Origin of the sequence: uncultured Christiangramia sp., from assembly GCF_913046405.1 — a bacterium.
GTDB lineage: Bacteria > Bacteroidota > Bacteroidia > Flavobacteriales > Flavobacteriaceae > Christiangramia > Christiangramia marina.
On record NZ_CAJWRQ010000016.1, the window covers coordinates 1 to 14154 of the forward strand.

The 14154-nt window shown below is 38.2% G+C and carries 14 protein-coding genes; 4 read left to right on the plus strand and 10 right to left on the minus strand.

The window, feature by feature from the left end:
* The 9 genes from QZ620_RS03695 to QZ620_RS03735 form a co-directional block, all read right to left on the minus strand.
* A partial coding sequence (locus tag QZ620_RS03695; RefSeq protein WP_295179213.1) for an MFS transporter occupies positions 1 to 393 on the minus strand: 393 nt, incomplete at its 3' end.
* 60 nt (positions 394 to 453) lie between these two features.
* On the minus strand, positions 454 to 2358 hold the full coding sequence (locus tag QZ620_RS03700) for an alpha/beta fold hydrolase (protein WP_295179215.1): 1905 nt from the start codon (positions 2356 to 2358) through the stop codon (positions 454 to 456).
* 82 nt (positions 2359 to 2440) lie between these two features.
* Positions 2441 to 2800 (minus strand): cupin domain-containing protein, encoded by a 360-nt coding sequence (locus QZ620_RS03705; RefSeq protein ID WP_295179217.1) that lies wholly within the window; start codon positions 2798 to 2800, stop codon positions 2441 to 2443.
* Position 2801: 1 nt separating this feature from the next.
* Positions 2802 to 3614, minus strand: coding sequence for an alpha/beta hydrolase-fold protein (locus tag QZ620_RS03710; protein WP_295179219.1), 813 nt, complete (start codon positions 3612 to 3614; stop codon positions 2802 to 2804).
* A gap of 41 nt (positions 3615 to 3655) precedes the next feature.
* Positions 3656 to 4936 (minus strand): hypothetical protein, encoded by a 1281-nt coding sequence (locus QZ620_RS03715; protein ID WP_295179221.1) that lies wholly within the window; start codon positions 4934 to 4936, stop codon positions 3656 to 3658.
* A 137-nt stretch (positions 4937 to 5073) separates the two neighbouring features.
* Positions 5074 to 6126 (minus strand): ACR3 family arsenite efflux transporter, encoded by a 1053-nt coding sequence (gene arsB, locus QZ620_RS03720; RefSeq protein WP_295179223.1) that lies wholly within the window; start codon positions 6124 to 6126, stop codon positions 5074 to 5076.
* Positions 6119 to 6733 (minus strand): protein-tyrosine-phosphatase, encoded by a 615-nt coding sequence (locus QZ620_RS03725; RefSeq protein ID WP_295179224.1) that lies wholly within the window; start codon positions 6731 to 6733, stop codon positions 6119 to 6121. Before QZ620_RS03725 ends, arsB begins: the two co-directional genes overlap by 8 nt.
* A 9-nt stretch (positions 6734 to 6742) precedes the next feature.
* Positions 6743 to 7207, minus strand: a complete 465-nt coding sequence (locus QZ620_RS03730; protein ID WP_295179226.1) for a DUF6428 family protein — start codon at positions 7205 to 7207, stop codon at positions 6743 to 6745.
* Between the two features lie 46 nt (positions 7208 to 7253).
* Positions 7254 to 7589 (minus strand): metalloregulator ArsR/SmtB family transcription factor, encoded by a 336-nt coding sequence (locus QZ620_RS03735; RefSeq protein ID WP_295179228.1) that lies wholly within the window; start codon positions 7587 to 7589, stop codon positions 7254 to 7256.
* Positions 7590 to 7820: 231 nt separating this feature from the next.
* Here QZ620_RS03735 and QZ620_RS03740 point away from each other — a divergent pair, with 231 nt between their 5' ends.
* Entirely contained in the window at positions 7821 to 8759 is a 939-nt protein-coding gene (locus tag QZ620_RS03740; protein WP_295179230.1) for a L,D-transpeptidase, read from the plus strand.
* A 38-nt stretch (positions 8760 to 8797) separates the two neighbouring features.
* Positions 8798 to 9556 carry a hypothetical protein gene (locus QZ620_RS03745; protein WP_295179232.1) on the plus strand — a complete coding sequence of 253 codons (759 nt, stop codon included), beginning with the start codon at positions 8798 to 8800 and terminating at the stop codon, positions 9554 to 9556.
* Here the strand turns inward: QZ620_RS03745 and QZ620_RS03750 are convergent.
* A complete protein-coding gene (locus QZ620_RS03750) occupies positions 9549 to 10346 on the minus strand; it encodes an HAD family hydrolase (RefSeq protein WP_295179234.1) in 798 nt (265 codons plus the stop codon). The two genes, QZ620_RS03745 and QZ620_RS03750, sit on opposite strands and share 8 nt — an antisense overlap.
* Positions 10347 to 10541: 195 nt before the next feature.
* Here QZ620_RS03750 and QZ620_RS03755 point away from each other — a divergent pair, with 195 nt between their 5' ends.
* On the plus strand, positions 10542 to 12980 hold the full coding sequence (locus QZ620_RS03755; RefSeq protein WP_295179235.1) for a TonB-dependent receptor: 2439 nt from the start codon (positions 10542 to 10544) through the stop codon (positions 12978 to 12980).
* A gap of 52 nt (positions 12981 to 13032) precedes the next feature.
* On the plus strand, positions 13033 to 14154 hold the full coding sequence (locus tag QZ620_RS03760; RefSeq protein ID WP_295179238.1) for a PepSY domain-containing protein: 1122 nt from the start codon (positions 13033 to 13035) through the stop codon (positions 14152 to 14154).

The following is a 14154-nucleotide window of genomic DNA, read 5'->3' on the forward strand; positions in this document are numbered from 1 at the left end:
GCCCAATCCTTTCTCGAAGTGATCTGAAGCTATTTTCATCCCAACCGGATAGATACCTGCCAGGGAGAATCCTACCAGAAACCTAATAATCATAAGACTATACAGGTTGTTGTCTTCCAGAATCGAGGAAAGATTGCAAATCGAGCCAAAAATGGCACATAGAAAAAATACATGGGTTGGAGAGAATCTATCTGAAATGCTTAAAATAGCAAATAATAAGGTCCCGAGAATAAATCCAGATTGGACGGCAGAGGTAAGTAAGCTTAGAGCATTGGAGGACAGTTCAAAAACTGAAATAAGCTCTGGCATCACAGCATTACCTGCAAACCATAATGAAGTACCGCAAAATTGTGCAAATACAATAACAGGTAATATCCGGGAAGGTATTTTCAAGAATGATTAATTTTCTTACTGGATATCACCTGCTTCATTGCATTTAGCCAAGTAGCTAAATTAATCTTTTAAAACATTATCTGGCATTGTTACGTCCTCGTCTTTTAAATACTTGTCTAGAAAAGCAAGGATCTGCCGGTAGCCTTTGATCTCATTTTCTTTCTTTATGAATCCGTGACCTTCATCTGGGAATACCATATATTCAACAGGAACATCGTTGGCTTTTACTGCCTCCACGATTTCATCAGATTCAACCTGCAGTACTCTTGGGTCATTGGCGCCCTGTAAAACCATAATCGGGTTCTTTACATTTTCAGCATGGAACAGAGGAGAGATCTCTTTAAGTCTTATGGAATCTTTGGTAGTAGGATCGCCTAATTCATCATACAGTGCTTTCCTAAAGGATTCCCAATACGGCGGAATAGATTTTAATGTTCTCAGCCAGTTGGTGACCCCAAAAATATTAACACCTACTTCAAATTCATCTGGCTCGAAGGTCATTGCAGCCATTGTCATATAACCTCCATAACTCCCGCCAATAATTCCAATCTGGTCTTCATTGATATAATCCTGGGATGCCAGCCATTTCTTTCCATAGATCACATCCTGAAGATCTTTTTCTCCATGATTTTTGTCATCCATTTTATAAAAGCTAGCTCCATACCCACTACTGCCCCGGTTGTTTACGGCGAGCACAGCGTACCCGTGATTCACTAAATATTGTAAAAGAGCAAAATACCCTACACGGGATTGTCCACCTGGTCCACCATGTACCCATACCAGGGCCGGTTTTTTATTATCTGCAGTAGCATTGAGAGGTTTATAATAGATCGCTGGTATTTCTAAACCATCAAAGGACTTATACCTTACCACCTCAGCCGAAACCAGGTCGTCTGGATCTATTTCTGGATTTAGAGTGCTGGTTAATTTTTTAATTTCCTTAGTCTGAATATTGTAAACGTAAATATTATTTGGGGTTTTAGAAGTTCCAACCGTAAGTCTTAATAGCTTTTCACTATCAGAAAAATTTGCAGCCACTATATTGCCATCCTCAATCTCTGGTAATTCCAGTGGAGTCTGGCTGGCATTTTCCCATAACAGTAATTTATTTGTCCCGTCTTCGTTAATAGCGATCACTCTATAAGTGTCATTTTCACTCAAACTGCTGTACATTACATCCCAGTTCGTTTCATAAATTACATCAGACTTCTTCGTATCAATATCATATGCCATTAATCGGCTAAATTCACCGCCGTGATTGGTTGTATAGTAGAGCTCTGTCTCGTCTTTGTTAAAACCCGTACCACTATAATAAAATCCCGGTTTGGATATTTCAGTTAGTTCCTCCGTCTCTGTGTTTAGTAAGAATAGTTGATTTTCGCTGGTTGTGATCTCATTGGATAATACAAGGTATATTCCTGAAGCTGATATATCAGAAACCATATAACCTTTCTCATTCTTATAGAGCATTTTTGGTTCCCAACTACCAATTTCCATAGTATATACGTCAAAAAATTGCGCGTCTCGCTTGTTTGAAAGATAATACAGGGTAGAATCAGTATTGTTCCAGCCACCGAACTCGGCTTTTTCATTTTCTCCCGGAGTCAGGTCCTTAGAGGTTCCATCGGGTTTTAACAGGTATAAATGGTTAATTTCATTCCCTCCTTTATCTGCGGAATATAATATGTCGCCTGAGCCTGGTACATAATCCACCGCAAATAAAGATTCGTTTTCAGAATTAGTGACAGCGGTCTTGCTTCCATCTGAAATATCTATTTCATATAGATTAAATATTCCCGACTCATCACTGCTTATCAGGATTTTGGATTCATCTGGAGAGAAACTACCACCCGAAACACGAGTGTTTTCATAGAATTGCTCAATACTGTATTCTGTAGGTTCTTGCTGAGCATTTACATTTAGTATGGCAGCAAGAAAAATAATAAGGAAACTGGTCGATTTCATTTTTTCGAGAATTAGTTAGACATTATGTTGGTTATCAGACTAATATACGAAAATTGAATCTTCAAATATGAATTGTTCAGAACTATAGATGTTTCTGATTGTTATTGGTGAGCTCGTGCTTTTCATTCCCGGTATGCTTGGTCGCTGCCGGTTCAAATAGCATTACCTGAACTTCATTTTCAGCAATGGGCTTATGCTTAACGCCCTTTGGAACAACGATGAACTCACCAGGATTGAGGGTAACAGAGCTATCCCGAAATTCGATCTTTAGCACTCCTGAAATGACCCAAAACAATTCGTCCTCTTCATCATGGGTATGCCAGATAAACTCACCTTTGAGCTTAGCTAGTTTAACCTGCTGACCATTTAATTCCCCAACGATTCTGGGATTCCAGTGATCCTGGAACTGGTCTAATTTTTCCTGAATATTGACTTTTTTCATTTTATTCAATTGGTTCTATCAGCCATTGGTAGGCTTCGCTGAAATTCTCTCTCCACAACTTCTCATTATGTTCTCCGTCTTCGACTAATTTTACAATTAAGTTTTGGGGTTCAAAACCTTTTGAAATTAGAAGGTCTTGCATAGTATTCACTTCCTCGACCATGGAATCTGACTCTCTTTTCCCTGCAAGTATATAAAACTTCTGATCGTTTGTAATTTCTGAATTTTTTACTTTTCCATAGATCTGTTCACTAAACCAGAAACTGGGAGAGAAGACACCTATTTTACTGAAGACTTCAGGATACTCAAATGCAGCATAGAAGCTAATTAGTCCGCCCAGCGATGAACCAAAAATTCCTGTATTTGCTTGATCTGCCAGGGTACGATAGCTTGCATCTATATGCGGTTTAAGAGTATATCTTATAAAATCAACATAATTCTTCCCATTCCCACCGCCGTATTTTTCGTTTGGATAAGGAGTAAGTTCTGAAATTCTTTTGTCCCCACCATGTTCAATGGCTACAATGATCGCTTTTTCCGAATGAGTTTCGTCCAGGAATTCATCAACATTCCATTCACCAGCATAAGCGGTAGAATCGTCAAAGACATTCTGTGCATCGTGCATATAAATGACAGGGTATTTCTGCTCATCCAAAGCGTAATTCGCAGGAAGATAGATCCATATCTTTTTATTGCTATTTAATTGGGGTGCCTCTATCTCAAATGTTTTTACATTTTTAGAAAGTGTACTCTGGGCCATTAGTAGCGTAGGGCAGAAGAAGCTTAATAAAATGATGGAAAAGAGATTTCTCAAAGAATGACGTATTAATGAATATCAAAAATACATTTTAAGATCTAATTTTCAAGATCGCAATCAAAGCAGGCAAGTTGCGAAGAACTTAGTTCGAGATCTTCAGATCCTTTTAAGGCTTCGCTTAATTTTCCCTGTTCTTGTATCTGCTGAAAGAATTGCGTAGCATATTCCTGAAGTTTTTCCCTGCGGCTCTTAAGTTTTTCGGCTATTTCTTTTTCGTTTAGCTTTCTGATTTGTTCTGGCCAGGCTTCAAACGCATTAGCTATTATTTCATCGCTCAAACTTTTCTGAAGTTCATTCGCTTGCTTTATGAACATATCTTCCGAAGTATTGGAGAGGAAATAGCGGTCGAAGGGATAAACCAGGCCGGGCATATGATCGATCTCTTTCTCAAATGGTCGAACCAGTGGCTCAACATTTTTATTTGTAATTATGGAAGGAATCAAGCCAGAAATATAAAAAAATGCATTGTCTCTATCGCCGGCAACCGGTATTGCTATATTTCCACGATCAGATTTCTGAATTACCCAGCCCCACTGCTCAGCGTGACGATCCCAGTCACCTATAAGCAAATCGAATAATCTTCCTTTTATCAGGGCCTCTTGATCTACTGAAATCTTTGTTTTGGTTTCGAATTTTAATTTCTGAAGGTCTTTGGTTTCAATAATTTCTGAAACATTTTTTAATGAAGTCCAATTAGTCTTGCTTTCGGTTTCGTATTCCAGAAGGAATAGCCGGTTGCCAAATTTTTCATTAAAATCACCCAGAACATTTTGCTTCGGAATAAAGACCATTCTAGGATGTGTATGCAGAATGTCGAGTTCCTGAGCTAACTCAGCTGCAAGGATCGCCGCATAGGGATGTTGTGCAGATATGCCATCTACAATAATATTTTCAAGGCCAAGATCTTCTGCAATTTCAGGTATAAGCTTTCCCGGGTCTTTAGTGACACTGCGCAAGGTGTAAAGGATATCATTCTTCGCGCGTAATTTTAAGGAATGCGTTTGTTTACCTCCACCTTCTTTAATGATTTCCATGCCACCGTATAGGGTGTCCAGAAATACAATTGGAAATTTCACTTTTTCAGACCAGGCATCCCGATAGTTACTTCCCTGCACTAAATCCTTCAGAAGATTAGCTTCATATAAAATGCTTGGAGCGATTAGAACCGAATCATGGTTTCTGAAATTTGTTCTTTGGAGCTCTTCAAAATTGGATATATAGCAGGTCTCAAAAGTTTTCTGGGTGCCGGAAACAGACAAGTAGATCGAGCCGATGAGGATGATTACTACTCCCAGTAAAATGATCAAAACTTTCTTCATATTACTTTCAGCTAAATAAAATAAAACTAAGGTTTTCAACCCGTATTATTTCAGCTAGAAGCGTTATAAAATTGGTAAATTCTATCGATTTGATATATTATCTTCCGAAGAGTAACACCCATCAGATTTCAATATCTTCAGGCATGCTCAACTGCGGTATCCTTGTAAAATCTCCTCTTTAACCAGAACGAAACCCGTACCAGTAAAATTAAGGCTGGCACTTCTACTAGCGGACCAATCACCCCTGCAAACGCCTGACCGCTATTCAAACCGAATACTGCAATGGCAACCGCGATCGCCAGTTCAAAATTATTCCCGGCTGCCGTAAAAGCAACAGAAGCGTTGCGTTCATAGCTGGCTCCAAGCAACTTACTTGCGAAAAAGCTAATTAAAAACATAAGGCAGAAATAAATAAGAAGCGGAACCGAGATTAGTAAAACATCAAATGGAATTTCAACAATTAAACTACCCTTCAGCGAAAACATTAAAACGATGGTAAATAGCAAAGCAATTAAAGTAATGGGTGAAATTGCTGGAATAAAACTGTTTTCATACCAGGATTCCCCTTTTAGACGCACCAGGATAATTCGGCTTAAAATACCCAATACGAAGGGTATTCCAAGGTAAATCAAAACACTTTCCGCAACACTTTCAATAGAAATATCTACGATAGCAGAATCGAATTCGAAGAAAGGAGTGAGCCAGGTAATAAAGACCCATGCATAAAAACTGTAGGCGAAAACCTGGAAAATACTGTTCAGTGCTACCAGGGCTGCTCCATATTCGCTACTACCTTCCGCGAGGTCATTCCACACCAATACCATCGCAATACATCTGGCGAGGCCAATTAATATAAGTCCGATCATATATTCGGGATGGTCATGCAAGAATGTAATGGCCAGGAAAAACATCAAAAAGGGCCCGATGATCCAGTTAAGTACCAGAGACAGAGTGAGAATTTTGACATTTTTAAATACTTTGGGCAGGAGTCTGTATTTTACTTTCGCTAGTGGAGGGTACATCATAAGGATGAGTCCAATGGCCAGCAGCCAGTTTGTAGACCCGGAACTCATTGCATTAATCTGCTCTGGAATTGCCGGGATGATGTTGCCCAGGATCACACCAACGGCCATAGCAAGAAAGATCCATAGCGTTAGATTTTTATCAAGAAAGTTCAGTTTTTTAGCCATTGGATATTGCTTTTTTAAAGGCGTATAGCATTTCAGAACCTATCTGGTCACTTCGTTCCATATATTTCTCTGCCATTTCAACTGTATCATCAAAGCTCTTGGGATCTTCGTAGTTCAAGGGTATTCTGGATTCGGCGCCAACTATGAACGGGCAATTTTCATCTGCATGACTACAGGTCATTACCGCTGCGAAGTTCTTCGTCGGGTTTTTTTCATCATCAAATATTTTTGAATAAAAAGTTTTTGAACTTGCTCCAGTATCTACCGTGATTTGAGGATTATCACCAGGTTTTTCATCAATTCCAAAACCAGAATCACTCAAAGTTACTATGGCCTGCGGAAAGAAAGCAGTAGCTTCTGTCCCACCAGAATAGCACTTGGCTGGAATTTTATAATAATCTGATGCCGCCATAGCCCAGGCCTGTGCGAGCTGACTTCGTCGGGAATTATGTGTGCAGATAAAATTGAGTTGCAGTGTGTCTTCTGAATCAATTTTTTTAGAGATGAATTCCACTAAAGGTTGAAGCACCTTCTTTCTCTCTTCGGAAATGGATAACTTTTCAAGGTTTTTGATCTTTGAACTAAGTTCTGGATATATGTTTTTCATATCAAGTGATTAACAGCAACCTGAATTTGGAGAACATTGTTGCTCTGAGACGTTTGCTAATTTTACTCTGGGTTTGGATGCTGGAACACCACAATTATCTTTTGCCAGGCAGTCAGTTTTTGTATTTAAAAGAAGGAATTTTTCGCCGTCAAAATCAAGATGATATTTATTAATACTCTGCCCCTGATATTCTACTTCGATTTCAACATCCTGAAGGTTAAGTTTTTCTTCGGCAATGGAAATGATCTGCATTAATTTCTCCGGATGCAATTGGTGATCGTAGTCATCGGCTTCCCAAAGCTGAAAAGATACCTTGCGCTCATTTCTTATTACACCACCACAATCAATAAAATTCTTGCGAATACTTCCAACTTCAGTCACGTGGAAGTGAGATGGTACAAGCTCACCGCCTGGTAGTTCAAAATATAGTCGGCTTAAGTTCTTAAGTTCTTTTTTAAATTCTGATAAAAGCATAGTCTTCGATTTATCGTAATATTACGATGTTGATATTTAAATTTTTTTAGCAGCAATTCTTCGGTTCGGGTGTCTTTAAACCATCAAATAAGACATTCAGTAATTGCTGAATTTTATACCAGTTGGTCGTATTAATACAATAACTAACAGACACTCCTTCAATGGATCCCTGTATAATTCCGGCATTTTTCAACTCACGTAAGTGCTGACTTATCGTAGCCTGCGCAAGACCAAGTTCGTTCACCAGATCTCCGTTAATACACCTATCCGATTTCAGAAGAAATTGAAGAATGGCAATTCTTGCAGGATGAGCCAGTACTTTGGCATAACGCGCAAGTTCATTCTGTTCTTTAGAAAATAGATCGGTCTTCGTAACTCCCATTCAATATAATTATATTGCAATATTACGATGAATAAATAACCAGACCAACATTAATTGAAATTTTCCCAGACACTTTGAAAAAAGCTCTAAACCTTAAAATATTAGGAAAACTTGTACGGAAAAGCTCTTAAAATTGGTTAATTATCATAAAGCCAACAAAGCCTTAACTCAGGATTAGCAATAGATAGGCGTGTTCACATGTACTTTTGTTTAAAACTAACTACAATTACAATGAACAGTTCAATCACACCTTTTCGTTATTTAAGTCTACTAGCCGGAATTTTGTTGTTCTCCTGTAATTCCAATCCACAAATTCAGGATCCAATTAAGGAGGAGCAATCTCCGGAATTGAGTATGAAAAATCCTATTGTCAAGAGAGAAGCAAAGATCTTCCGTAAGGAAGTAAAATACTCGGTGGATTCTCTGAAATCCCGTGGGACCATAGATAGTTTGCTTAGTAACTATAACGATGATGAACTGAAGACAGTTCTTGCTATCAATCGTATCGAAAAAAATAAAATACGTCCTAACCGTCCACTTGTAATTCCAGAATGTGCTGCGGAAGAATTCAATAATTATAGTCCGTTTCCAGAAGATCTTCAGGAGTTGCATTGTATCCCTAAGACAGTTTTGATTAACAAAAGAGTCCAGGCATTCGGGCTTTACGAAAATGGAGAACTGGTAAAATGGGGACCGGTTAGTACCGGGAAAGGTTCAACTCAAACTCCGGCAGGTCTTAATTATGGGAATTACAAGGCGAAAAGAAAGGTAAGTACGGTAGATGCTTCATGGATACTTCCTTATTACTTCAATTTTATGAATTTTGAAGGTGTTGGGGTACACCAATATGCTTTACCCGGATATCCAGCGAGTCATGGATGTGTAAGGTTATATATGGATGATGCTAAATATATATTCGATTGGGCTAGCATGTGGGAATTGGAAAATTCAGACATAGAATACAACGGAACGCCCTTTATGGTATTTGGAGAATATGACCACTCCGCCAACAAACCATGGTTGGATCTTAAGCAAAGTATGAAAGCTAATGATCTTACTCAGGATGAACTAAATACGATCAGGGAGTATATAATTGATTATCAAGAAGATCCAAAGAACTATCACAATATTGTTTCGAAAACAAAGGATGCTGAATTAGCCGATGCATAAAACTAGTTTTCCTAAATTAGCCGGTAAAGATCATTACTATGTATAGCAATAATTTTTACCGGTTTTTTTGTGTCCTAATATTTTCTATTTCTGCTATTAGTTCTGCCCAGGAGGTAGAAGTTATGGTAAGAGCGCAGGCCGGCGACGCTAAATTTATAGGCTCTTCTATTGGCGGAGCTAAAATCCTGATCAAGGACGCTTTGACTAATGAAATCTTGGCAGAAGGTATCACCAAAGGAAGCACTGGTATTACTGAAAAGATCATGAAGCAACCTAATGAAAGGGGCATCCGAATTACAGACGATCAAACGGCAGGTTTTAAGACTAAAGTCCAGATAACTGAACCAAGATTTGTGACTATTGAAGCTTACGCACCCTGGAACAAGAAGCAGGCTATTGTAAAATCAAGTACTCAATTATGGCTGCTTCCTGGAAAAAACATAACCGGTGAAGGAATCATCCTGAAAATACCAGGCTTTGTAGTGGACATTATAACTCCTCAAACACACCAATCCTATTCCAGTTCAGAAATTAAAATTCAGGCAAATATTGTTATGATGTGTGGTTGTCCTATCACTCAAGGTGGTCTGTGGGATGCGAACCAGTATGAAGTGACCGCGATCTTAAAAAGTGAGAACATAGATACCAAAACCATAAAAATGGAACAGGAGGGAGGTTCCAGTAATTTTACGGGAAGTGCTAATTTAGAAAAAGGCTCTTACAAATTAATCATCCAGGCATTCGATCCTTTAACCGGAAATACAGGGATAGATCGTACTACTTTTATGGTTAACTAAAACTTGCCAGTCCCAGATCTGAGATCGTCCTAAGCACGCCATGCTCATTATTGTCATGACTGGTAATGAACTTGCTCGCCTCTTTAACTTCAGGGTGAGCATTTTTCATGGCATAACTATGGGCAGAGACCTTCATCATTTCAAGGTCATTCAGATAATCTCCAAATACCAATGTTTCCTCTTCCGTAAAATTCATTTCCTTCTGAATTCCTTTTATTGCATTCCCTTTATTAGCATTTAGAGCGGTAATATCGATAAATATCTTTGCAGCGATGGCAACTTTGAAGCGGTCGGTATAATCTACAAAGTGTGGATAGGTATTATCTTCAACTCCATTAAAATTACAGTAGGTAACTTTTAAATAGGTGTCATCAACTTGCGTAAGATCTTCCACAACTTTTAAACGTTCATAAAACTGAGAAATATGATCGATGAATTTCTTGTCACTGGTTTCAATATAAGCTGAATCTTTTCCGCAGAGCACAACGTAAGTATCTTCCAGTTTCCGGCCCATTTCTATAAAATTGACAGCGGCATCCTTTTCTATAGGATTTACATAAAGCTCTTTACCCTTGAATGAAACATAAGTACCGTTTTCTGCAAAGAACATGGTTCGGTGCTTAATTCTTTCAAATTTACTTTCCAGATTATAAAACTGTCGGCCGCTGGCGATGGAGAATTGTATGCCTTTAGCACTCAATTCTTCCTCCATTTTCCAGAAATCAGGATGAATCTCATGCTGATCATTTAATAGGGTGCCATCAACGTCGGTTACTATAAACTTAATCATATCTGCAAATTTAGAAGCTGCAAAAATACTATAATCAAGTTGCGCACACTTTAATATTGTATTAATTCTGAAGATCTTCAGTATCAAACATTTATACATTTTTATTTAAAATTATTCTAAATAAGGTTTTGAAACTCGAAATCCTTCAGTATGTTTGCATCACTATTTATAACAAGTCTAAATAAAATTAAACAGATGAATCATAAATTACTACTACTATTTATCTTCTTTGGATACAGCGCATTTGCTCAGAATTCTGGGAATATCAAGGGAAAGATTACTAATTCAAAAGGAGAGGCAATTTCGGCAGCAAATGTAGATGTTCAGGGTACAGAAATTGGAACAGAAACAGATCTAAAAGGTTCTTATTTAATCGAAAGCGTTCCTGAAGGAAATTATCTTTTAAGGATATCTTATGTTGGATATGAGCCAAAGGAAATTGCTATTACCGTAAAGCCAGGTGCAATGACCAATCTTCCGGTTATTGTTTTGCAATCAGGTGAAGAACAATTGGAGGAAGTAGTAATCCAGGGTAACGGAAGTTCCATTGAATATGATCGTGCTAAAAGTGTATATGTTTCCAAACTACCTTTAAAAAATATAGAGAATCCGCAGGTCTATGACAATATAACTTCAGAGTTGTTAGAGCAGCAGATTATCACAAATTTTGATGATGCTCTAAAAAATAGTTCTGGAATTACCAAATTATGGGAATCAACAGGTAGAGGCGGAGACGGCGCAGGTTATTTTTCGCTTCGAGGTTTTCCTGTACAGCCAACAATGGTTAATGGCCTGCCAGCTCTTACCAATGGCAGTCCTGATCCCGCTAATATCGAAAATATTGAGGTTATAAAAGGTCCATCCGGGACTTTGTATGGAAGCAGTCTTATTTCATATGGAGGATTGATCAATATCACCACAAAAAAGCCATACGATTATTTTGGCGGAAATATTACTTATACTCTCGGTAGCTATGGACTTAACAGAGTTGCCGCTGATGTAAATACACCATTAGATGAAGATGGAGATGTGGCTCTACGAATTAACTCTGCATATCAAACTCAAAATTCTTTTCAGGACGCAGGATTTTCGAAATCTTTTTTCTTCGCGCCATCTTTAAGTTATCAGGTAAGCGACAGACTTTCTTTTTTAATCAATACTGAATTTTATAATGGAGAGTCTACAAATCCTACGATGCTATTTGTAGATAGGGGAGCACCTTTGATAGCAACAAATATTGAAGAATTAGGTTACAATTCGAATAGATCCTACACCAGTAACGATCTAACATTAAAAAATCCAACTTATAGTCTGCAAGGCCAGATGATTTATAAGTTATCTGAAAACTGGACTTCTCAAACTGCTATTTCTCGGGGAAGTTCAAAGTCTGAAGGTTATTATTCTTACCTCTATGAAACCACCAGATTTTACCAAGGTCTTGATGAAGGAGTTGTGTTTACAAGGTATATGAATAATCAGAATTCCATGACCCTTACTACAGATCTTCAGCAAAACTTTATAGGTGATTTTGAGATCTTCGGAATGAGAAATAGGATGGTAGCTGGCTTAGACTATTTTCAACGGGAAACCATAGATAATGGTACCGGTTATGTAGGCAACGGAAATATTTATATTGGAAATGCAGGTCTGCAGAATGTGAACGAAAGCGTTTATGGTATCACGGAGCAAGCGAATTATATTACAAATGGAGACAGCGGAATTCTTTCCACAGCGGCAGTTGATGGTCTTTTAGCGAACACAAATCGTAATAATAATACTGTTAAAGAGGATATTTATAGTGCTTATGTATCTAATGTATTAAATATTACTCCGGCATTATCTGCCATGGCCAGTTTACGAATAGACAAGTTCGAAAATGATAGCAATAGTCAAACTGCACTTTCACCTAAATTCGGAGTGGTATATCAGCCAATTTTAGATCGGGTTTCCATATTTGCCAATTATATGGATGGTTTTAGTAACGTAGCACCTTCAGAAGTTTTCAATCAGGATACTGGGGAAACAAACAGAATAACTTTTGATCCTGAACATGCTACTCAATTTGAATTTGGAACGAAGCTTAACTTTTTTAACGATAAGCTCTTCGCAACCCTGAGTTACTATGATATCCAGGTTGAAAACATTGTACTGGGTAATGGTATTAATGTAAATCAGGATGGGACTCAATACAGTCGCGGTTTTGAAGCCAGATTAACTGCTAGTCCAATAGATGGATTAAATCTTGTCGCAGGAATCAGTCACAATGATAGTGAAGTGACCGAAGCTTCAGAAAATGATGATTTCCTCGGAAGAAGACCTGAATCTGCGGGACCTGAGACTCTGGCAAACCTTTGGGCAAGCTATAAATTTACTACCGGTGTAGCTGAAGGATTCGGTCTTGGCTTTGGAGGTAACTACGCCAGTGAAAACATGATTTTTAATCGCAACACGGCGGGTGTATTTACACTTCCATCTTATACAGTACTAAATGCAGCTGTTTTCTATGATGTAGATAAATTTTCGATCAACCTGAAATTGAATAATCTAACGAATGAAGATTATTTCAACGGATGGTCAACAATAAATCCTCAGGCACCGAGAAATTTCGCTGCCGCACTTACCTATAAATTTTAGTTTGAGTTAGCTGGAGATCGCCGTAATGGTGATCTCCTTTTTTTTAAGTATTATGAAGAAAAAACAGAAACGAAATACACTTAGAAAATGGGCTGGCAGAATCCATCTCTGGTTGGGTCTATTAACGGGGATTATTGTATTTGTAGTTGCAATTACCGGATGTATTTATGTATTCCATGATGAAATTAAAGATGCGATCTACGACTACCGATTTGTAGAACAGCAGGATAGTGAATATTTGGCACCATCTAAAATTAAGGAGATTGTACAGTCGAAATATCCCGGAACTACAGATGATTTTGTACTCTATGCGGGGCAGGACAGACCAGTCGCGGTTTACGGAGTATATGAAGAAACTCCCTATTACTTTTATCTGAATCCTTACACAGGTGAATGGTTGTATTCTCAGGATTTTACAAAGGATTTTTTCGAGATCGTAAAAGCACTGCACATGTATCTTTTGTTACCTGAGGAAATTGGCAGGCAGGTAGTAGGTATATCAACTTTGATATTTATTCTGATGATGATCACAGGAGTTATTCTATGGTGGCCTAAGAAACTTAAGAATTTAAAGAAGAGTCTGAAAATTAAATGGAATGCTCGTTGGAGAAGAGTGAATTATGACCTGCACAATATCAGCGGATTCTATCTTCATATTCTTGCCATTGTTGTAGCCATCACCGGTTTATATTTTTCGTATGATTGGGTGAAAGATGGGCTTTATTTTGCGGGAAATCTAGGTGAAGATGTAGAAAGTGATCATCATATTGAAAATATTGTGCAGAAACCACGAATTTCAGAGGAGCCTATAGATATAGCTTTTGTTGAAACTCAAGAGAAAGCGCCTGGACATGAAATGTATTTTGTGTGGACAGAAGGTGACCATCATCCGGTGGTTACCGGAGCCTATACCGAATCTCTGGACTACGATCACCAATCCAACTATTATTTTCATCCACAAACTGCTGAATTACTACAGGAACAGCCATATGAATCTAAAAGTACTGGTTTAAAACTACAGGAAATGAGTTACGGTATTCATACAGGTCAGTATTTCGGGATGACCGGGAAGATCATCGCATTTATTCTGAGCATTTTTGTCGCAAGTTTACCTGTTACAGGATTTATAGTGTGGTGGGGAAGAAAAAACCGGGTGAAACATCTCACCCGGTGA